Consider the following 20,310-nt stretch of genomic DNA (forward strand, 5'->3'; position numbering starts at 1 on the left):
CCCTTGCGCATGCCCTTGCGCATGGTGATGTAGAAGGCATCCGTGGTCAGGCCCGGAACAAGCGCGATGGTGAACTTCTTGTCCGCCGCCTCAGCGCCTGCCCCCGAAAACCCAACCGCCGATACCGCAGCCAGTGCCGCAGTGGCCTTGAAAAACGAACGACGCTCCATGGTGTCCTCCCTGATCGAGCTGTTCACAAAAATCACAAAACCCACACGATCTCCTCAAAGCGCGTGGTCGTCTTCAATTCCTGGCTTGGCAAGCTGCCGACCAGTGCTCAGGTAAAAATCGTGCCCTTTGCCAACAATCGGTCGGCCTTGATTGCCATACGGCGAACAGGATGTATCGATGCCCCAGGCTCAACGGCCGCCAAATCATGCAGAATATTAAAACGTTGTATTTTGACCATATGTCAATCGGCGGGAAAATGCAAGCGGATAGTTGATTTAAGTATATGAAAATAAAGGGATAATACAAGACGCCATGCTTAAAGCCGCATTGTGCGGCGCAAAATTTAAAACGATTGCTATTTCCCGCCGCCTGGCTAGTGTTCCAAATCGAAGAGGAGGATGCCGTGGCAAAACGCCAACCGCCGAGCGCGCAGCGAGCAGCCGAAATTGCGGCTGTCACCGGCAAGCCAACCCTGCGGACGATCGCCGAGCTCACGGGGCTTGGGGTATCGACGGTATCGCGGGCGCTGGCCAACGCGCCGCAAATCTCCAAGGAGACGCGCGACCTTGTCCGCAAAGTCGCCGACGACATCGGCTATCTTCCCGACCGTGCCGCGCAGCGCCTGAGAACGGGGCGCACCAATGTCATCAGTCTGTTGATGGACTCGCACGAGGAGATCCTCGGCTTCGGTACATCGATGCTGCACGGACTGACGGTTGCCCTTGGCGGCACGCCTTACCATGTCATCGTCACGCCCAATTTCGGCAGCGATTCCCCTGTCGACCCAGTACGTTTCATTCTGCGCAATCGCCTTGCCGATGGCATCATCTTCACGCGTACCGAACCGTTTGATCCGCGCGTCAGGCTGCTGCTCGAGAATGGCTTTCCCTTCGTCACCCATGGTCGCACCGAGTTCTCGACGCCGCATGCCTTCGTCGATTTCGACAATTCGGCCTTTGCCTACGAGGCGACGCAGCGCCTGATCGCCAAGGGCCGGCGAAAGATCATGATCATCCTGCCGCCGAAGCGGCTGATGTTCGGCCAGCACCTGCAACATGGCTTCATGAACGCGATACGCGAGGCCGGCGTCGCGCATGAGATCCCGGACGCAGTCACGCTTGACAGTTCCGCCGGCGAAATTCGCGCCTTCGTCAGAGTACGCATGGGGCAGCCGGACGGCCCGGATGCGTTCGTCTGCTGCGGTGAAATATCGGCTCTGGCGACGATTGCCGGCCTCAACGATTGCGGAATGGTGCTGGGGCGCCAGTTCGATATCGTCGCCAAGCAGACATCGCGGCTTCTGAGCGAAATTTCGACCGGCGTCGAGACGATCTATGAGGATCTGGCGACGGCCGGCGAGGCGATGGGAAAGCTGTTGATGCGGCAGATCGCTGGAGAGACGGCCGATCGGCTGCAGATCCTGCAGCCGTTGCAGCGCGAGATCCCGATGGATTGAAGCTCCCGGCTCAAAACGCGCGTTGGTCGCGTGGTTCATGAGCGCATCCCCCGGCTTGCAAGGACAAGGTCTGCGCCTTTCTCGGCGATGCAATAGGTTGCAGCCATCGTATTGCCTGAGACAATGGTTGGCATGATCGATGCGTCGATCACGCGCAGGCCCTCCACCCCATGGACGCCAAGGGTCGACGGATCGACGACTGCCTCCGCTCCGCGGCCCATGCGGCAGGTGCCGACCGGATGATAGAGCGTGCCGCAGGTCTGTCTGATGTAGGCTTCCAATCCGCCGTCACTGTCGATGTCCGCCCCGGGTGTGACTTCGTGGTCGAGATGCGGCAGAAATGCATGCTGGCCTATGATCGTCCGGGCGATCTTCATTCCTCGCCTCAGGGCATCCATCGAGGAAGCGCCACGGAAGAAATTATAGACGATCGACGGCGGCGTTCGTGGATTGGCGTCCGCAAGCCGCAAGCGACCGACGCTTCCCGGGCGCAACTCGCAGACGTGCATGAGAAAGCCGTGCCCGAGCATCGAGCCGGCGTTCTGTGCATTGCCGACGGATGTACAGAAAAACAATTGTATGTCAGGACGCCCGCCTTCCGGCTTCGTCGCCACGAACGCACCGCCTTCACCTGTCGTCGAGGCAAACAGGCCGCGCCTTCGAATGACCCAGTCGAAGACGTGCAGGACGTTGCGCGGCAGTGCCTTCCAGGAGATCCCGTAGGGCGCCGTGGTCTTCGCCTTGTATTCCAGTGTGACGTCGATGTGATCCTGAAGATTGGCGCCAACGCCTGGTAGTGCGTGACGGACTTCGATGCCGTGCCTGGACAATTCCGCGGGATCGCCGATCCCGGACAGCATCAGGATCTGCGGCGAGATGAAGGCGCCAGCCGAGAGGATGACTTCCCGCGCCGTGCGGACTTGGCTTTTGCCGTCTTGCCCATCCATCACGACGCCGGTCACCCTCTTGCCCTCCAGCAGCACGCGGGTGACGCGGCGGCCGGAAAGGATAGTGAGATTGGGCCTCTGCCGCACCGGATCGAGATAGGCGCGCTCGGCGCTCATCCGCTCGCCGCCTTTCTGGGTAAACCAGTAGTAGCCGAAGCCGTCCTGTCGGGCGCCGTTGAAATCCGCATTGTAGGAGTAGCCAGCCTGTTTGGCCGCTTCGAGGAAGACGTCGCACATCGGGTTGACGGAGCGCAGCGGGGCAATGTTTAAGGGGCCATTGGTGCCGTGGAAGCCGGGATCGATCTGTCCGGACACCGGACGTCCGCCGAGCATCAGGCCGGGTGTTGTCTCCGGATCGTTGAGGATCTCGAAGGTCTCCGCCCGCTTGAAATAGGGGAGAAGCTCGTCATATCCCCAGCCTTCGTTGCCAAGGTCTCGCCAGTGGTCGAAGTCCTCGCGCTGGCCCCTGATGTAGATCATGCCGTTGACGGTGGTACTGCCACCGGTCGAGCGGCCGCGGGGAAGCGCAATGCGTCGTCCCTGCAACCCCGGCTCGGGTTCGGTTTCGTACCAGGACATGAATTTCGGGCCGCCGAGAAAGGCGATGGCCGGCATCATGAACGAGATCATGCCGAGCGGGATGCGCACGATCGCCTTTTTCGAATTGCGATCGCGGCCGGGCTCGATCATCGCCACGCGGCAGGACGGATCGGCCGATAGCCGGTTGGCGAGAACGCAACCGGCCGCGCCGCCTCCAACGATGATGTAATCGAATTCGTCCATGAAGATTGTCGGATTCCGAGGAGTTGCGGTTTAGATGTCCTGGTTCTGGGGCAGGATGACGAGGTCGCGGATGGTGACGTTCGGTGGCCGCGTCAGCATGAAATGCACCGCGTCGGCCACGTCCTCCGAGCGAATTCCTTCCCTCGTCGCCACCTTGGCGTCGATCGACGCCTGATCGCTGTAGCCCCACAGCTCGTTAAGAACGACGCCGGGTGAAATCTCGCCAACCCTGACACCGAAAGGAGCTGCCTGTCTGCGAACGCCGTGGACGAAGGACTGAACCGCATGTTTTGTTGCGCTATAGACCGGTTCCCAATGCAAGGCTTGATGGCCGGAAATCGAGGACGTGACGATGATGTCTCCCTCGCCGCGCTCGGACATACCAAGAAGGGCGGCGCGAACGCTGCGAAAGACGCTGCTGACGTTGAGCGAAATCATCTGGTCCCAGTCGGCCGGGTCGTTCTCGATGATGTCGCCCGGCACATAGATCCCGGCATTGGCCAGAAGAATATCGATACGGCCATGGCGTTCCAACGTCTCGGCGATCATCCTGTCCGTGTCGCCAGCCTTTGCCAGGTCGACGGCAATGAAGCTTGCCCGGTCCTTCCCCAGTTCGGCGACAAGCGCCTCCAACCTCTCGGCAGAGCGGGCCGCAAGGACGACGGTCGCGCCCTCGCTCACAAGCATTTTTGCAAGCGCCCGGCCGATGCCGGAACTGGCGCCGGTTACCAGCGCCACCTTGCCGCTCAAGCTCTCTCCCATATCGTCCTCCAACGATTGCATTCCGGATGCTTCAAAGTGTCTGCGTTTGCGCCTGATCGACGGCTGCGATGACGCCCCGGAGCTCGGCCAGGCCCTTCAGGCGACCGATGCATGAATAGCCGGGATTGACCTTCTTGGTCTGGTCGTCGATCAGCAGGTGTCCATGGTCCGGGCGCATCGGGATGACGCTGTCGGCCCGGCCCTCGGCAACACGCCGCCGCTCTTCCTTCCGCAGGACGGAGATCAGCGACACCATGTTCACATCCCCGGCCAGATGCTCGGATTCGATGAAAGAGCCGTCCGGTTCCTTTATGACGTTGCGCAGATGAGCGAAATGTATGCGGTCTGCGAAGCGCTGCGCCATCGCCACCACATCGTTGCCCTGGCGCGATCCATAGGAGCCGGCGCAGAGCGTGATGCCGTTGGCGCGATCGTCGACCGCGCTGAGGATCGTCTCCACATCACCCGCTTTCGAGACCACCCGCGGCAGGCCAAAGAGCGAGAAAGGTGGATCGTCGGGGTGGATTGCCAGCTGGACGCGGTTTTCGGCTGCGACCGGGACGACTTCCTTCAGGAACTCCACGAGATTTTCCCGCATGTCACCATCGGAAATCTCGTCGAAGGCGGCGATATGGCCGCGGATCGTTTCCCGTGTGTGGCTGTCCTCGCCGCCCGGGAGCCCGGCAATGATGGTGCTCTCGAGCGTCAATATCTGCTCTTCGCTCATGCCCTCGAGGCGCTTGCGAGCCGCCTCGATCAGGACAGCATCATAGCTGTCTTCGGCAGCGCGACGTTTCAGCACGAACAGGTCGTAAGCGGCAAAATCGATCATATCGAACCGTAGAGCGAAACCGCCTGCCTGCGTCGGATAGAGCAGATTGGTGCGTGTCCAATCGACGACGGGCATGAAGTTATAGCAGACGACGGGCACTCCTCCCTTGCCGAGATTGGCAAGGCTGACCTTCCAGGCATCGACATAGCTCCGCCATTGTCCGTTGCGCAGCTTGATCGCCGAATGCATCGGGATGGATTCACAGACCGACCAGATCATGCCCGCTTTCTTCACCAGCGCCATGCGCTCGGCGACGTCCTCCGGCGTCCAGGCGCGGCCATCATAGATGTGGTGCAGGGCGGTTACGACGCCATGTGCGCCTGCCTGTCGGGCATGTGAAAGGGTGACCGGATCCTGCGGTCCAAACCAACGCCAGCTTTCCAGCATAATAATCAACTCCTGACGATAATGTTGGGCAATTAAGCGCAGACCGCGGATAAAGGCAAGGTTGGACCGCATATTGTCAAATTAAGTCCAACATATTAAGCCTAGGTGGAATCCCGACGCCGGATCGCGGCGTGGCAACTAGGAACTGCTCCGCATGGAGGAAGGTAACAAGGCTTCGGCCGTCGATGACGTCGTCCGGCAGATAAGGGCGCTCATCCGCGAACGTGGGATGGGCATCGGCGATGTGCTGCCAAGCGAAGCCGAACTTGCCGTCATGTTCGATTCCAGCCGGAACACGGTGCGCGAGGCGTTTCGCACGCTCAAGGCCTACGGCGTTGCCGAATCGCGCCAGAAGGTCGGGGCGGTGCTGACCGGTCAGCACGAAAATGCCATGCGTGACCTGTTCTCCTTTGCCATGGAGATTTCGGTCGATGCCTTTCTTGATATTCAGGGCTATCGCCGGCTGACCGAGATGAACCTGTTCGATCTGTTGATGGAGCGTGCGTCTGAAAAGATGTTTGCGCAGATGGAATTGGTCAACGATGCGATCATTGCTGCTGAAAGCCCCGAGCAGGCGTCCGAGCTCGATTTTCAGTTTCACAAGCTTCTGGTCGACGCCGCAGGCAACCGCACCCTGTCGGCGACCTACGGCATGCTCAAACCGGTCATCCAGCGCCTGATGATGGCGGGCAAGTCCCAGCGCCCGACGCTCGAGACGGTGGCGATCGAACATTATGCCATCGTCCAGGCGCTGCGATCCCGCGACCGGATCGCTTTTTCCTATCATATGGACCGCCATCTCGATGCCGGGTTGAAATTCATTCCGGATGCGTCGCGCGTTGCGGCGTCGGCAAGCGTAGTGACCAAAGAGGGAGGCGAATGATGGGGGAGTTTGACCGCAAAGTTGCAGTGGTAACGGGGACAACGGGTATCGGCCGGGCGGTAGCACTTCATCTTGCCCGCGAGGGAGCCTCCGTCGCCTCGCTGGGCATTGATCCGGCAGCCAACCGGGAGCTCACCGGGCTGGCGTCGGCCGAGAATCTGTCCCTCATCGTCCTTCAGGCCGATGTATCGGTGCCCGAGAATGTACGCGATGCGGTGGATGAGGCGGTGGCTGCCTTCGGCGGCATCGACATAATTGTCAATTCCGCGGCGATCCATCCCTATGGCAACGCAACCACTACGCCGTTCGATCTGTTCATGCGCTGCATGGCCGTCAATGTCGGGTCGATTCATCTGACGGCGGAATTTGGCGTGCCGCAAATGCGCAAGCGCGGCGGCGGCGTCATCATCAATATTTCAAGTGTACAGGGCCACGCCTGCCAGCCCGGGGTCTCTGCCTATGTCGCATCGAAAGGCGCGATCCATGCGCTCACCCGCGCCATGGCCATCGATTTCGCCCCCGACCGCATCCGCGTTGTCTCGATCAGCCCAGGCTCGGTGCGCACCCCGATCCTCGAACTTGCGGCGCGGACTTTCGAAGGGCCGGATGCCGACATCGACGACGTGTTCCGCCGCTTCGGTGAAGCGCACCCGCTCGGGCGCATCGGCGAGCCGGAGGAAGTGGCAGCACTTGCGGGCTTTCTTGTCTCCGACAAGGCGGCTTTCATAACAGGCTCGGACCATCGCATCGACGGGGGCCTGACAGCCGCTCTCGGCGTCCGCTGAGGCTTGAAATCGAGGAGAGAGATTGTGGCGACCCAAATGAAGCGCAGCGATATCAACAGGATCATCCGCGAAGGCGAGGCATTCATGCGCTCGCACGGCTATGTCCTGCCGCCTTTTTCCCGGATGTCGCCGGTCGAGATGACTGAACGCAGACAGGAAATAGCCAACATTACCGGCGCAGGTCTGGGGTGGGACATCACCGATTTCGGGCTCGGCGACTTCGAAAAGACCGGTCTGTTCCTGTTCACGACGCGAAACGGCCGGATCGAGGATCTGAAGCAGGGACGCGGCATGCTCTATGCCGAAAAGGCGATGATTTCGCGCAAGGACCAGCTGACGCCGATGCACAAGCATGTGTTCAAGACGGAAGACATCATCAATCGCGGCGGCGGAACCCTGGTGCTTGAGCTCTTCGGGGATACGGATGGCATCTGTGATCGCGACAAGGGAACGACGGTCGCGTGCGACGGAATACTGAGGACGATTGCGCCAGGTGAAAAGTTGAGCCTGGTGCCTGGCGAAAGCGTAACCCTCGTGCCGGGCGACTGGCACGGCTTCTGGGCCGAGGGTGGCGACGTCTTCGTCGCCGAGGTCTCGACGGTCAACGACGACAACACGGACAACTATTTCGAAAATCCCGCTGTTTCCCGCTTTTCCGGCATCGAGGAGGACGAGGCCCCGGTCCATCTGCTCGTTTCGGACTACGGCCCCTGGCTCCGGTAACGCTTTCGCGCAGGACGAGCTCAGTCGGCGTCGCAAGGCCACGAAGAGGGCACCGACAAGCCGCTCGGTAGCTTTGTCGAGGCATCGCCGCAAGTAAGATCGACTTGTGCTTGCTGCAGGCCCTTGGCTGCAGAGAGATCGAGCCCCTGTATCTTGGTCAAATACATGAACGCGCCGTCGAATGCGATCGGGCCATCGAATATCGAGCCGGTCAGGTCGGCGCGAGACAGGTTTGCCAGCGTAAAGCGGGTGCCGGTCAGGACCGCCTTTTGAAAATTGGCACGGCCAAGTTCGGCCTTTTGGAAGTCGACTCCTGTCAGCTTGGCGCCGCTGAAATTGGCGCGCTGCAGTTCTGCGTTGGCGAAAGTGGCGCCATCGGCCGAAACGTTCGAAAAGCCGCTCCGATAGGCTTCAATCCTGGCGAAGTTGGCCTTCTGAGCCTTGGCGCCGGTAAACCAGGCGCGGACGAGATTGGCCTTTTCGAGGTTGGCGCCGCTCATATTTGTATTGCTGAGATCAGTTGACGACAAATCCGCGCCGGAAAGATTTGCACCTTGAAAATCGTTGCCGCCCAGCATCAGGTTGCCCTTGCTGCATTCGCTCCAGTCCAGCCCCGGCGCAGGTGTGTTACTGCAATCCGCCGCGAGCGCCGGAACCGTGACTACCGGCAACGCCAGAACAAAAGTCATGAGCGCCAGGCTTGCCAGTGTGAATTCACGTCTTGGGAATTGATCAATTGACGCGATCGGCTTCTTCAAAGGCATAGTCATTATCTCTCCACAGCGACCATCGACAGCTTCAACATTCTATATAGTGTGCATAGCAATAAAAAAATGTCGGTCGAGGCGAATGTTGGCAAGCCACATGTTACGAGCCACATGTTAAATGTCGATCCACCCTGTCCGGGATCAAAGAGCGAAGACCATGATGACACTCACTGAAGAAGGAAGTCGCGTGCTCAAGGGCATCGCGCAGCGCTATGGCGTCAGCCAGGGTGCGGTGGAGCATCTGTTGATGGCGGTCATTGCCGGCCAGACGACGCAAGCGCAATTCAACCACCCCGACCTTGGCGGCATGGGACAATGGTCTGAGGGCGGGATGATCATGGTCGGCGACATGTTCAACAACGGGTTGAAGGCAACGGTCGCGAATTTATGCTCGGAACTGGCCTCACTTGCGCGCAATGCGAATTTAACGGCACCCGTGTCGTCGCATCAATCCCAATACCAAGGCAGCGGGACCAGCCTCTTCGTACCCAACGCATTTTCGTCAGGAAACTGGTGGCCGGAGGAGTTGGGATACGCTGCTTCAACAGGCGCCCAGAACGACCTTCGCTATGCGTTCTTTCCCGCAAGCTGCAGGCTGGCAATTCGGCTGGGTGACACGACCACGGTCTACGATACCAGGGATCATCAAATCGGTGGCTTTTCGCAACAACAGGGTGGCGATCAGTCCTTGACCTTTACCTCCCAGTACGGCCTGGTGCGACTATCCGATCTCGACGTGATTTCGCCAGTCACTCCCAAAGTGGACGATCACCACGAAGCTTCGGCATCGCCAACTCCGCCTGCACCGGTTCCCTCCGAGCCGCAGCAGAAAATCTTGGGCTCCGATACGCCGAGCGAGCCGCAGGTTTCGACCGAGGTCGACATCTTCGACAAGATTGAGCGGCTGGCTGGTCTTCACTCGCGAGGCATCCTGACGGACCAGGAATTCGAGGCGAAGAAAAAGGAACTTCTCGCCCGGATTTGAATTGTCATGCCCGGCCGGACAATGAGTACGTTGTTCGGCGGGGCACTATTGCCAGCGGTCATTCCGCTGCCTGATAGGTGCCAGATTGCAAGGCCGATGTCCTGGGTCCAAGGGCGGACAGCAAGGTAACGGCTGCCGCCAGCAACGCGACGAAAGCGATCCCGGTGACGTAGGGGTCCCAGCCAAAACTTGGCGCGGCTGCAAAGATTGCGGATGCGGCTGCAAGAACGATACCGCCGCCGATCTGGAAGGAGGCGAACAGCAGCCCGGATGCCAGCCCCGACTTGTCGCCTTCGACATCGGAAAGTGCTGCAACTTGAACCGACGGATAGGTCATGGCGTAGCCGATACCAAGCGGGATCTGGGAGAATGCCACGAGCAGGATCGGGTTGATGTGCCCGACCGCGGATACCCAGAAGACATAGCTTGCCGCCTGCAACGCGACACCAAAGGTCATCAGTCCGGTCGTGCCACGGTTCTGGGCGACCGAGGCGAACCGCGGTGCGAGAAACATGACGCAGACGCCCCCGAACGCAAAGCAGAAGCCGGTAACGAAAGCCGACCATCCAAGGACGTTCTGGTAGTAGAGTGTCGCGATGAACTGGAATCCGACATAGACGCCCTGGAACAGTGCGGCAATGGCGTTGGCGTGACGAAGCTTCGCGCGGCGGAAGATTGATAGCGGCACCATCGGGTCCTCATGGTGCGCTTCGACAACGAGGAAAAACAAGATCAGCACGAGCGACGCGGCAAGAGACCCCCACGTCGGCAGCGCCGACCAGCCGGAGGCGGCGGCATTGGTGATGCCGAACACGAAGAGCAGCAGGCCGGGGGTTATCGTCAACGCGCCGGCCCAGTCGAAGCGGGGGCGCGGTCCAGTCTGCCGCTGATCGGCAGGCAGCACGAAGGGCGCGATCGCGAGCGCGATGATGGCGACCGGCGCGCCCATGACCAATGTCGCCCGCCAGCTGAAGATGGTCGCGGCGCCGCCTAGCACCATCCCCAGTACGAAGCCGGTGGCGCCGGTCGAGGCGAAGATACCGAGCGCCTTCGCCCGTTGCGTCCCTTCGCCGAACACCTGCAGCAGCAAGGCCAGCGCTGCCGGCGCTGTGAAGGCAGCGGCGATACCCTTGATGAGACGCGCAGCAACAAGAGTTTCGCCGCTGTTGACGAAACCGCCGGCGATGCTGGCGCCGGCAAAGACGGCCAGCGACCAGAGAAAGACGCGGCGGCGACCGAAAACGTCGGCAACGCGTCCGCCGAGCAGCAGAAAACCGCCATAACCAAGCACATAGGCGCTGACCGCCCATTGCAGCGATGTCGCCTTGATGCCGAGCTCGGCTTGAATGGCGGGCAGGGCGACGCCGATCGTCGAAACATCCATGGCGTCGAGGAAATTGGCGGCGCAGAGCAACAGCAACGCCAGCCCGGCTCCGCTTTGGGTTTTGGAAATTGTCATTGACTACGGTTCCTTCCATGATGCCGCCGTCGCGAAACAACCGCTTGCGGCCGAGGAACGAGAAAATGTACATCTTCCATACCTATTGCAAATTGATAGTAGCTATGTCAGGTATTGCTGGCGATGATGAATGATGCGACCCTTCGAAAAATCGATCTGAACCTCCTGCTGGCCTTTTCAGTGCTGATGCAGGAACGAAACGTCAGCCGGGCGGCCGAGCGCCTGCTGCTGGGACAGCCTGGCCTGTCGGCCGCCTTGAAGCGGCTGCGCGAGACGCTTGGCGATGAGTTGTTCGTCAGGGTGGGGCGCGGCCTGCAGCCGACGGCTCGGGCGCTTGCCATTGCGCCGGCGATCGAGGACGCCCTTTCGGGCATCGAGCGCGCCATTCGTCCGCCCGCCGCCTTCGACCCGGCGAACTGGGAAGGAGAATTCCGGATCGGCATGTGCGACAACCTGGAATCTGCATTCTTCGGCCCGCTAGCTGCGCGGCTGCGTGCGGAGGCGCCAGGAGCGCGGCTGATTGGCGTTGCATCGGATAAGCGCGAGGCACCGCGGATGCTGGACGACGGCGTCTATGATTTCAGCGTCGCGGTGCACGAAGAGCCAGCCTCGTGGCACATCCGCAAACCATTGTTCAATCAGGCTTCGGTGTGCATCTACGACCCGGAGCAGCTGAAGGTAAAAGGGCCGCTGAGCCTCGAGGATTTCGCAGCGGCTGCGCATGTCACGGTGTCTTTCGAGGGTAACAGTTCCAGCAATGTCGATGTCGCGCTCGGCCAAAGGGGCACTCGCCGCCGCGTCGTCGCGACAGTGCCCCGTTTTTCTGCCTTGCCGATGGCGTTGCGGGCAATGCCTGCGGTCGCGACCATTCCGGAATCCATCGCCCGTTGCATGGCGGCGCTCCACGGCTTCGCCGTTTCCGAACCACCCGTCGCACTGCCGACCGACCCGGTCACGATGCTATATCGGCGCGTGGACCAGACGGATGGCCGCGCGGTGTGGTTCCGGAGGCTTTTTGTCGAAGTGGTCGCGGTGGCGCTGGAAGCATCCGGCTGCCGGACGGGTATTTCACAGGCAGCCTGAACCGCATCCGTCTTTTCAAATCAGCCCTTGCCGCGCCCCGGCGCAATGAAGGCTGCGATTGTCGCCTCGTCGTGGCCGGCCTCGGAGAGGAAGCGTTTAGCGAATTCGCTGGCGGGAGCCCGCAACGCATCGTTTGGACGGATCATGTGAAAGGCAACGTGAAAATCGACGGTCCGGTCGCAGACTACCACCAGGCGCCCGTCCTCCAATGCTGCGTCGCTGAGCGGCGGACGTGCGAGGGCAATGCCGAGGCCCTGGACACAGGCTTCGATGACCAGATTATAGTCCTCGAAACGTCGATCTTGTCCGCGCGGCACATAGTCGAGGCCCTCAGGAGCAAGCCAGCGCCGCCAGCCCTCGATATTGGAATCGTGCAGGATCGGCAGCTCGAGCAGCGATGGGGCATCCGAGCGCTGCTTGAGCCGCGCGGCCAAAGCAGGCGAGGCGATCGGAAAGGACTTCTCACGCCATAACTGCAGGCCGCGTACACCGGCCCAGGGACCCTTGCCGCAACGAATGGCAAGATCCGTTCCCTCACCGAAATCCGCAAGGCGATGTTCGAGCACGAGCTCGAGATGAATATCGGCGCCTTCAAGCCGCTGCAACCGCTGAAAAAGCCAGAGAGACGCGACGGACGGCGTGACGGACAGCCGGACGACCGACTTGCTGCGTTGGGGCGACCAACGCTCGCCGCTGTTTCCGAGAAGCGCCAGTGCCTCCTCGGCGCGGGCGAAAAAGCGCATGCCCTCTGGCGTCAGGGTGACACCGCGCGCCTCGCGCTCAAACAAGCGGACACCCATCCAGCGTTCGAGGCGGGAAACCTGTCGAGATACCGCGCCGTGGGTGATGCCGCTTTCTTCGGCTGCCGCGGAAAACGACCCGAGCCTGGCGGCGCGCGCAAATGCTTCGAGCGTGTCGAGAGGCGGCAGAATGGTGGAGCTGTGAACCATGGACACATATGATCATCGATTGCGGTGCTTTTCAAGCATAGCATGAAAGACTATCTGATCTCAGCAGAATCGCTTGGGAGGCGGGAATGAGTGTAGTGGCGAATGAACTGACAATCGCAAAACAGAAACCTGGTTTCGACCTTGTGGCCTTCGCAGCGATCCTGGTGACGATCGCCTCCTGGGCATCGTCATTCGTCGTCATCCGCGTTTGCCTCGGCCCGCTGACGCCGATCGAACTGGCGACGGCACGCTATGTGGCAGCCGGCCTCATCGCCCTGATCTATCTTCTGGCAATACGGACCATGCCGCCCACGCGCGATTTCATCCGTCTGTCGATTGCGGCGGTTCTGTTCATTGCGGCCTATGCGGTTCTCCTGAATACGGGTGAACAGACCGTGCCGGCCGGGCCGGCCAGTTTCATCATTAACACCATGCCGGTCTTCACAGCCCTGATTGCTACTTTTGCGCTCAGCGAGCGCTTCGGTCGCTGGGGCTGGGTTGGTACCGCCATCTCGTTTGCAGGCGTGGCGTTGATTGCGGCGTCCACGGATGATGGCTTCCAGCTAAACACGAACGCCATCCTTATTCTTGGCGCGGCCATGTGCGCGGCGATTGCCAGCATCCTCCAGAAACCGCTGCTTGGCCGATTGCCCGCACTCACGGTAACGGCTTGGATCTTGTTGATCGGCTCCATTCCGCTACTCCCCGCCGTGCCCGCGACGATCCAGGCCCTGGCTGTTGCGCCAGCTGAAGTGAACTGGAGTGTCGCCTATCTCGTCGTGTTCCCGACTGCGATCGGCTATGTCACCTGGGCCATTGCCCTCAAGCGCCTTGCCGCCGCCAGAGCGGCAAATTTTCTCTACGGCGTCCCGCCAACGGCGACGCTGATCGGGTTCGTCTGGCTCGGCGAAACGCCGACGGCGATTGGCGCCATAGGCGGCGCCATGGCAATCCTCGGCGTGCTGGTGGTCAACGTCATGCGAAAGAAATAGCATCGACAGCGCCTGCCGAAAAATCGAGTTATCGGGGCGGTGCTTGTCTCTTCGGACCGTTTCTGGTTACGTGGTCGCAAGGCGGCGGGGTCGACGAACGCAGATGGCGCTGGAACCGGACGAACCAGAGAAAATCGATGCGACCTTTCGCAATGGGTCGTTGACCGCTGTCGGGATCATCCTTGGTTTCTCGCTAAGTTTCATCAATCGCTGGGTTTCCAATCCGAACGACTGGAGCCGCATCGACATTCTGCCGATGATACTGATGGTGCTGGGAATTGCGATACAGGTGAAGGTCTTTTCCGACCTGCTTGCCCGGGATTCGCTGCTAGCCGCCAAATACGACCGGGCGCGTCGCATGTTCATGGTGGGATTTCTCATCGTGGCCGTCGGGATAGCAATTGCGCTGGTAAACGATATCCTCGGGATAAGCAGCCAGGCGATGCTCGGCTGAGCTCATTTGTATCGCAATGTATCCTGATGTCCGGGAGCTACACTTCCATTCAATTGGCATCGATCGCGACACATCCCGTATACATGCGGGTCATCTCTTTATGACGGAATTCAACTCAGCTGGAGAGAGATCAATGTCCGAAGAAATCAATCATCACCGCCGCCGCTTTTTCGGAGCTGCCGCCCTCACCATCGCCGCTGCCCAGTTCGGCACGGTGACGTTGGCCAAAGCGCAGTCCAGTAATGGGACGATCGCTGATGTACCGGCAATCAAGCCCGGCACGCATACATCGTTTTCCTCCATCAAGCAGGTAGATGCCGGCGTACTCAGTATCGGATATGCCGAAGTAGGGCCTGCCGATGGTCCCGTCGTCATTCTCTTGCATGGCTGGCCCTACGACATTTACAGCTTCGTCGATGTTGCGCCCCTGCTTGCCTCGAAGGGCTTCCGGGTGATCATACCCTATCTGCGCGGCTATGGGACAACACGCTTTCTGTCGAGCGAAACGCCCCGCAACGGCCAGCAGGCGGCAGTCGCCTCCGATGTCGTCGCCCTGATGGACGCACTGAAGATCGACACAGCGGTCCTTGCCGGCTTTGATTGGGGTGCAAGGACTGCCTTGATCATAGCGGCGCTGTGGCCACAACGCTGCAAGGCGCTGGTGTCTGTGAGTGGCTACCTATTGACCAATCTCGAAGCCAGCAAGAAGCCGCTGCCGCCGAAGGCAGAGCGTGATTGGTGGTACCAATTCTATTTCGCGACGGATCGCGGCCGGGCCGGCTACGAGGCAAACCGGCATGATTTCAACAAGCTGATCTGGCAGACTGCTTCGCCGAAATGGAACTTCGACGATGCAACGTTCGATCGCAGTGCATCGGCATTCGACAATCCGGATCACGTCGATGTCGTAATCCATAATTATCGTTGGCGGCTGAGCCTGGCCAAGGGTGACGCGCAATATGACGAGCTGGAAAATCGGCTGGCAAAGGCACCGGTGGTCGCTGTGCCGACGATCACGCTTGAAGGCGACGCCAACGGGGCTCCGCACCTGGATCCCGCATCCTATCGCAACAAGTTCTCGGGCAAATATGAGCACCGAACCATCACAGGCGGCATCGGTCACAACCTGCCGCAGGAAGCGCCGCAGGCCTTTGCCCAGGCGATCGTGGATATCGCCGCGTCCTGATCGTCTGGCGTAGCGACTGGTTATCCCGGTTCTTCGCGATCGGGATAACAGTCCGGGCATTGAATGGAAAGGAATACCATCATGGGATCGTTTAGCGTCTGGCACTGGCTGATCGTCCTTGCCATCCTCCTGCTGCTGTTTGGCCGTGGGAAAATTCCCGAACTGATGGGCGACGTCGCCAAGGGGATAAAGAACTTCAAGACCGGAATGGCGGAGGCAGACAGCGGTGCAGTGTCGCCACCCGCCGATCGCCATACCGAAGAGAAGCCCTGATCGTTGCAAGATGGCCTTGCCTGTCGCCTGGAAATTGCTGGTAAGCTGTCCATGACATGAACCGAGAGTAGCCGCCGATGGATCACATCGATCACGTTCTTATCGTCGATGACGATCGCGAAATTCGAGAGCTGGTTTCAACCTACCTGAAGAAAAATGGCCTGCGCGCCACCGCCGTGGCCGATGGCCGGCATATGCGGTCGTTCCTGGAGACTGACTCGGTCGATCTCGTCGTCCTCGACGTGATGATGCCGGGCGACGACGGTCTGGTTCTATGTCGCGAACTGAGAGCCGGCAAACATAAATTGACGCCGATCCTCATGCTGACGGCGCGGAGCGACGAGACCGATCGCATCGTCGGGCTCGAAATGGGAGCGGATGACTATCTGGCGAAACCCTTTGCCGCGCGCGAACTGCTTGCCCGTATAAAGGCCGTTCTGCGCCGGACGAGAATGCTTCCGCCCAACCTGCAGGTGTCGGAGGTCGGTCAATTGCTGACCTTCGGCGCCTGGCAGCTCGATACGACGGGTCGACATCTCATCGACCGTGATGGCACGGCGATTGCCCTTAGCGGTGCCGAATATCGCCTGCTGCGGGTCTTCGTCGATCATCCGCAGCGCGTCCTCAACCGGGATCAGCTCCTGAACCTGACGCAGGGCCGCGAGGCCGAGCTTTTCGACCGTTCCATCGATCTGCTGGTCAGCCGGCTGCGCCAGCGTCTTGGCGACGATGCGCGGGAGCCGGCCTACATCAAGACCGTTCGCAGCGAAGGGTATGTCCTGGCGATGCCTGTCGAAATCTCCGAGATGCGCCGATGAGCGCCGTCGAAGTATCCGGGCCCTTCCGGCCTTGGCCCCGCACTTTGGGATCGAGGCTGTTCCTCATACTGCTTGCCGGGTTGATGCTGGCGCAGGGGCTGACTTTCAGTGCCCAGTTCATGGAGCGCTACATGTCGGCGAAGGCGATCATGCTCAACACGCTGGAAAGCGATGTCGCAACCTCGGTCGCCATTCTCGATCGTTTGCCGGCATCGGAGCGGGGCGCCTGGATTGAGCGTCTCGACCGGGGAACCTATCGCTATCAGCTCGGCCCCGGCCTTCCCGGTATCGACACCTTGACGGCGCAGGGCGCCGGGATTGCTGGCAAGATCCGCCAAGCCGTCGATCCTCGCTTCCCGATAAGGTTCCAGTCGATACCCGCCGACGGCAAGCGCCTTCAGGCGCACCTGACCTTGAGCGATAGCAATCCGCTGACGATCGACGTAAATCCCGCGCCGATCATGCCCGTCGCGCAGTGGCTTCCCTATGTCCTTGCCGCGCAGCTGATCCTGCTTGTTCTCTGCACCTGGTTTGCGGTCCGACAAGTGATCCGCCCGCTCGTCAGCCTTGCCAATGCGGCGGATGCGCTCGATCCGAACAAGAAGACGCCACGGCTGAGCGAAACTGGGCCCAGCGAAGTCGCCTATGCCGCAAGGGCCTTCAACGCAATGCGGGATCGCATCTCCGCCTATCTCGAGGAGAGAGTGCAGATCCTCGCCGCGATCTCGCACGACCTTCAAACCCCGATCACCCGGATGAAACTTCGTGCCGAAATTGCCGAGGATTCCGTTGACAGGGACAAGCTGATTCAGGATCTGGCCGAGATCGAGCGTCTTGTCCATGAGGGTGTCGCCTACGCGCGCAGCGCCCACGGAAATATGGAGAAATCCTCTCGAATTGATATCGGCTCTTTCATCGAGAGCCTCGTCTATGACTACCAGGACGTCGGCAAGGCGGTGACGGTAACAGAAAAGATTGACGGAGCCATCATGACGCGGCCGCATGCGCTGCGCCGCATCCTCACCAACCTCATCGACAACGCGCTCAAATTCGGCGGAACCGCGGAAATAACAGTGCAAAGACAGCCCATTGGTACCGTCCTTATCGGGGTGCTCGATCGCGGCCCCGGCATTCCGGACGACCAGTTCGAAGCGGTGCTGCAACCCTTCTTCCGGCTTGAACAGTCGCGAAATCGTGGCACTGGTGGGACCGGGCTGGGATTGGCCATCGCGCATCAGCTGGCGCTGGCGATCGACGGCTCGCTTAAACTGCGCAATCGCGAGGGCGGTGGGCTCTTGGCGGAAATCTCCATCGGTTGACAGGTTGTTGTATCCAATTGTAGCGGGCGGCGAATATTTGACACTTCGTTACACTTCCAGCCAATTGCGACAGATCCGGGATACGTCTTAATCGCTTTATGCGGTCAATGATTGATGAGCAGTCATTGCGCTTTCGCGCCTTAGACCAGACACAGGAATTCACGTCATGACCCAGATCGAAAAGGTACTGTACACTGCCAAGACCCACACGACAGGCGGCCGGGAAGGCGCGTCGCGCAGCTCCGACGGCCGTCTCGATATCAAGCTTTCGTCGCACGGAAGTTCAGGCAGTGGCACCAATCCCGAACAGCTGTTCGCTGCCGGCTGGTCGGCCTGCTTCGAAGGTGCGATGGGGCTTGCGGCCCGCAAGATGAAGATCACCCTTCCTGAAGACGCGACAATCGACGCCGAGGTGGATCTGGCCCTGGTCGACGGCGCCTACTTCCTACAGGCCCGGCTCAACATAAATTTGCCGGGTATCGAGCGGGAAACGGCCCAGGCTCTGGCAGACGCCGCGCACCAGACATGCCCCTATTCGAAGGCGATACGTGGCAACGTCGATGTGGTGATCAACGTGATCTAGGTCGGGTCGGCCTGCTAAAATGTTGGTCGCGCCGTTATGGAAGTTGCGGGCAGGGCCGCCTATATTGACCGCAAAGGAGAACATCCAATGACTGAAGAACGTGCAATCCTTGCCGGTGGCTGCTTCTGGGGCATGCAGGATCTCATTCGTCGCTATGACGGCGTGATCTCGACGCGCGTCGGCTATAGCGGCGGTGATGTGGCGAATGCCACCTACCGCAATCACGGAACCCATGCCGAGGCGATCGAGATCGTCTTCGATCCCGCCAGGATCAGCTATCGGCGAATTCTCGAGTTCTTTTTCCAGATCCACGATCCGACGACGCGAAATCGCCAGGGCAACGATGTTGGCCTCAGCTATCGGTCGGCGATTTTCTATACGAGCCCCGAGCAGGAGCGCGTCGCCCGGGACACGATCGCCGATGTCGATGCGTCTGGTCTATGGCCCGGCAAGGTCGTGACCGAAGTTGCTTCGGCCGGTCCATTCTGGGAGGCGGAACCCGAACACCAGGATTATCTGGAACGCATTCCGAATGGCTATACCTGCCATTTCATAAGGCCGGGCTGGAAGCTTCCCGTTCGCGCAAACGCAGGCTGACCACCTGAAAACGACAGGGCTCGCGTTCAATCAGCATTGAGCGAACGCGAGCCCTGCACTGAAACCACGGTTGCGGCTCCGGCTGGATTATTTGTTGGTCATCAACCACATCTTGCCGGCCATCGTTATCTCGTGGGCATCGCCGTCGCCGTCGTTGGATGAATCACGCTTTTCAAGGAAGCCGAATTCCTTCAGCTCCTCAAGGGTTGTCGTGGTCAGGAATTTGATCTTCTGCGGTCGCTCCTTGAACCTGTCGCTTCTGGCGTAGGTCACTTCGGCGTTGAGATGCGTCCACTTCTTGGCCGGCTTTGGGAAGAGAGCGCCTTCCTTTGCCAGTTTCAATCCTCTGATCTGGGTTGGTGTGAGCGTGATCATGCTTTGTCCTTAGATGCGGTGGTGGAAGCCCGTCGAGGAGAAAGCCTCATTTGGAGCTGTTGCTGTGTTAGAGCTGTCATTAGCAGATCATTCCGGCAAAAGGTAATTGTCTTTGACGAAGTGTGACCGCAAGCTCGCAAGAGCTGCGAAAGTCTGCAATTAATACCCATTTAGTCCGCAATCCCCTGGAGGAGCTTCAATGTCCCGCCCGCCTTTGCCGCCTTTTGATCTGGAGAGCGCTGTTAAGAAGGTCCGACTGGCCGAAGACGGCTGGAACAGCCGGGACCCGTCCAAGGTGGCCCTGGCCTACACCGAGGACAGTCGCTGGAGAAATCGCGCCGAATTCGTTACCGGTCGGGCGGCGATAGAGGCCTTTCTCGCTCGCAAATGGGCCAAGGAGCTCGACTACCGGCTGATCAAGGAGCTCTGGGCATTCTCGGGCAATCGCATTGCCGTTCGTTTCGCCTATGAATACCACGATGACAGCGGCAACTGGTTCCGGGCCTATGGCAACGAGAATTGGGAGTTCGACGACGACGGGCTGATGCGGTATCGCCATGCCAGCATCAACGAACATCCGATCGACCCGGCCGACCGCAGGTATCACTGGCCGCTCGGCCGGCGCCCGGATGATCATCCCGGACTTAGCCATTTCGGCTTCTGAGGCCTGAAGCGGATTATCCGCCGTCTCTTGAATATAGATGGCTACAATAGGACGAATGCAATCGACCTGTTTGAAA

23 protein-coding genes are annotated in these 20,310 nt (G+C 60.0%); 15 read left to right on the top strand and 8 right to left on the bottom strand.

Features of this window, described 5'->3' with window-relative positions:
• Positions 1 to 215: twin-arginine translocation signal domain-containing protein (locus tag AB4Z52_RS19135; RefSeq protein ID WP_442219503.1), on the bottom strand; the 215-nt coding region annotated here is incomplete at its 3' end.
• A gap of 359 nt (positions 216 to 574) precedes the next feature.
• Here AB4Z52_RS19135 and AB4Z52_RS19140 point away from each other — a divergent pair.
• Complete coding sequence (locus AB4Z52_RS19140; protein ID WP_442219504.1) at positions 575 to 1,627, top strand: LacI family transcriptional regulator; 1,053 nt, start codon at positions 575 to 577, stop codon at positions 1,625 to 1,627.
• 35 nt (positions 1,628 to 1,662) lie between these two features.
• On the opposite strand, the gene AB4Z52_RS19145 is transcribed toward AB4Z52_RS19140, so the two are convergent.
• Genes AB4Z52_RS19145 through uxuA form a run of 3 tightly spaced genes read right to left on the bottom strand, consistent with a single transcriptional unit; the run spans position 1,663 to position 5,338 of the window.
• Complete coding sequence (locus tag AB4Z52_RS19145) at positions 1,663 to 3,357, bottom strand: GMC family oxidoreductase (protein WP_442219505.1); 1,695 nt, start codon at positions 3,355 to 3,357, stop codon at positions 1,663 to 1,665.
• 30 nt (positions 3,358 to 3,387) lie between these two features.
• Positions 3,388 to 4,119, bottom strand: coding sequence for an SDR family oxidoreductase (locus AB4Z52_RS19150; RefSeq protein WP_442219506.1), 732 nt, complete (start codon positions 4,117 to 4,119; stop codon positions 3,388 to 3,390).
• Positions 4,120 to 4,150: 31 nt separating this feature from the next.
• Positions 4,151 to 5,338 (bottom strand): mannonate dehydratase, encoded by a 1,188-nt coding sequence (uxuA, locus tag AB4Z52_RS19155; protein ID WP_442219507.1) that lies wholly within the window; start codon positions 5,336 to 5,338, stop codon positions 4,151 to 4,153.
• Positions 5,339 to 5,492: 154 nt separating this feature from the next.
• Here uxuA and AB4Z52_RS19160 point away from each other — a divergent pair, with 154 nt between their 5' ends.
• The 3 genes from AB4Z52_RS19160 to AB4Z52_RS19170 are packed head-to-tail and all read left to right on the top strand — an operon-like array spanning position 5,493 to position 7,729.
• Positions 5,493 to 6,221 (top strand): FadR/GntR family transcriptional regulator, encoded by a 729-nt coding sequence (locus AB4Z52_RS19160; protein ID WP_442219508.1) that lies wholly within the window; start codon positions 5,493 to 5,495, stop codon positions 6,219 to 6,221.
• Complete coding sequence (locus tag AB4Z52_RS19165; protein WP_442219509.1) at positions 6,221 to 7,006, top strand: SDR family NAD(P)-dependent oxidoreductase; 786 nt, start codon at positions 6,221 to 6,223, stop codon at positions 7,004 to 7,006. The genes AB4Z52_RS19160 and AB4Z52_RS19165 overlap by 1 nt, the downstream gene beginning before the upstream one ends.
• A 36-nt stretch (positions 7,007 to 7,042) precedes the next feature.
• The gene (locus tag AB4Z52_RS19170; protein WP_442219611.1) at positions 7,043 to 7,729 is read left to right on the top strand and encodes a D-lyxose/D-mannose family sugar isomerase; all 687 of its coding nucleotides are present in this window, start codon (positions 7,043 to 7,045) and stop codon (positions 7,727 to 7,729) included.
• Positions 7,730 to 7,749: 20 nt separating this feature from the next.
• Here AB4Z52_RS19170 and AB4Z52_RS19175 read toward each other — a convergent pair whose 3' ends face one another.
• Positions 7,750 to 8,418, bottom strand: coding sequence for a pentapeptide repeat-containing protein (locus AB4Z52_RS19175; protein WP_442219612.1), 669 nt, complete (start codon positions 8,416 to 8,418; stop codon positions 7,750 to 7,752).
• A 235-nt stretch (positions 8,419 to 8,653) separates the two neighbouring features.
• Between AB4Z52_RS19175 and AB4Z52_RS19180 the strand changes: the two genes are divergently transcribed.
• Positions 8,654 to 9,481 (top strand): SHOCT domain-containing protein, encoded by an 828-nt coding sequence (locus AB4Z52_RS19180; RefSeq protein ID WP_442219510.1) that lies wholly within the window; start codon positions 8,654 to 8,656, stop codon positions 9,479 to 9,481.
• 58 nt (positions 9,482 to 9,539) lie between these two features.
• Here the strand turns inward: AB4Z52_RS19180 and AB4Z52_RS19185 are convergent, their stop codons facing one another.
• Positions 9,540 to 10,940, bottom strand: coding sequence for an MFS transporter (locus AB4Z52_RS19185; RefSeq protein ID WP_442219511.1), 1,401 nt, complete (start codon positions 10,938 to 10,940; stop codon positions 9,540 to 9,542).
• Between the two features lie 123 nt (positions 10,941 to 11,063).
• Between AB4Z52_RS19185 and AB4Z52_RS19190 the strand changes: the two genes are divergently transcribed.
• Positions 11,064 to 12,023: a LysR family transcriptional regulator gene (locus tag AB4Z52_RS19190; RefSeq protein ID WP_442219512.1), complete on the top strand. Its 960-nt coding sequence runs from the start codon at positions 11,064 to 11,066 to the stop codon at positions 12,021 to 12,023.
• A 20-nt stretch (positions 12,024 to 12,043) separates the two neighbouring features.
• On the opposite strand, the gene AB4Z52_RS19195 is transcribed toward AB4Z52_RS19190, so the two are convergent.
• Entirely contained in the window at positions 12,044 to 12,973 is a 930-nt protein-coding gene (locus AB4Z52_RS19195; RefSeq protein WP_442219513.1) for a LysR family transcriptional regulator, read from the bottom strand.
• Positions 12,974 to 13,059: 86 nt separating this feature from the next.
• Here AB4Z52_RS19195 and AB4Z52_RS19200 point away from each other — a divergent pair, with 86 nt between their 5' ends.
• From AB4Z52_RS19200 to msrA, 8 genes are all read left to right on the top strand, one after another.
• Positions 13,060 to 13,965 (top strand): DMT family transporter, encoded by a 906-nt coding sequence (locus AB4Z52_RS19200; RefSeq protein ID WP_442219514.1) that lies wholly within the window; start codon positions 13,060 to 13,062, stop codon positions 13,963 to 13,965.
• 103 nt (positions 13,966 to 14,068) lie between these two features.
• Positions 14,069 to 14,419: a hypothetical protein gene (locus AB4Z52_RS19205; RefSeq protein ID WP_442219515.1), complete on the top strand. Its 351-nt coding sequence runs from the start codon at positions 14,069 to 14,071 to the stop codon at positions 14,417 to 14,419.
• Positions 14,420 to 14,552: 133 nt separating this feature from the next.
• On the top strand, positions 14,553 to 15,605 hold the full coding sequence (locus AB4Z52_RS19210) for an alpha/beta fold hydrolase (RefSeq protein WP_442219516.1): 1,053 nt from the start codon (positions 14,553 to 14,555) through the stop codon (positions 15,603 to 15,605).
• Positions 15,606 to 15,686: 81 nt separating this feature from the next.
• Positions 15,687 to 15,878 carry a twin-arginine translocase TatA/TatE family subunit gene (locus AB4Z52_RS19215; RefSeq protein WP_442219517.1) on the top strand — a complete coding sequence of 64 codons (192 nt, stop codon included), beginning with the start codon at positions 15,687 to 15,689 and terminating at the stop codon, positions 15,876 to 15,878.
• 77 nt (positions 15,879 to 15,955) lie between these two features.
• Complete coding sequence (locus tag AB4Z52_RS19220) at positions 15,956 to 16,696, top strand: response regulator (protein ID WP_442219518.1); 741 nt, start codon at positions 15,956 to 15,958, stop codon at positions 16,694 to 16,696.
• Positions 16,693 to 18,015 (top strand): ATP-binding protein, encoded by a 1,323-nt coding sequence (locus tag AB4Z52_RS19225; protein WP_442219519.1) that lies wholly within the window; start codon positions 16,693 to 16,695, stop codon positions 18,013 to 18,015. Before AB4Z52_RS19220 ends, AB4Z52_RS19225 begins: the two co-directional genes overlap by 4 nt.
• 166 nt (positions 18,016 to 18,181) lie before the next feature.
• Positions 18,182 to 18,598 carry an organic hydroperoxide resistance protein gene (locus AB4Z52_RS19230; protein WP_442219520.1) on the top strand — a complete coding sequence of 139 codons (417 nt, stop codon included), beginning with the start codon at positions 18,182 to 18,184 and terminating at the stop codon, positions 18,596 to 18,598.
• An 87-nt stretch (positions 18,599 to 18,685) separates the two neighbouring features.
• Positions 18,686 to 19,195: a peptide-methionine (S)-S-oxide reductase MsrA gene (gene msrA, locus AB4Z52_RS19235; protein ID WP_442219521.1), complete on the top strand. Its 510-nt coding sequence runs from the start codon at positions 18,686 to 18,688 to the stop codon at positions 19,193 to 19,195.
• 87 nt (positions 19,196 to 19,282) lie between these two features.
• On the opposite strand, the gene AB4Z52_RS19240 is transcribed toward msrA, so the two are convergent.
• A complete protein-coding gene (locus tag AB4Z52_RS19240; protein ID WP_442219522.1) occupies positions 19,283 to 19,570 on the bottom strand; it encodes a hypothetical protein in 288 nt (95 codons plus the stop codon).
• A 199-nt stretch (positions 19,571 to 19,769) separates the two neighbouring features.
• On the opposite strand from AB4Z52_RS19240, the gene AB4Z52_RS19245 reads away from it, so the two are divergent.
• Positions 19,770 to 20,234, top strand: a complete 465-nt coding sequence (locus tag AB4Z52_RS19245) for a nuclear transport factor 2 family protein (protein ID WP_442219523.1) — start codon at positions 19,770 to 19,772, stop codon at positions 20,232 to 20,234.
• The last annotated feature ends 76 nt before the right edge of the window (positions 20,235 to 20,310 follow it).

Source organism: Rhizobium sp. 2YAF20 (genome assembly GCF_052114685.1).
Classification (GTDB): domain Bacteria; phylum Pseudomonadota; class Alphaproteobacteria; order Rhizobiales; family Rhizobiaceae; genus Rhizobium.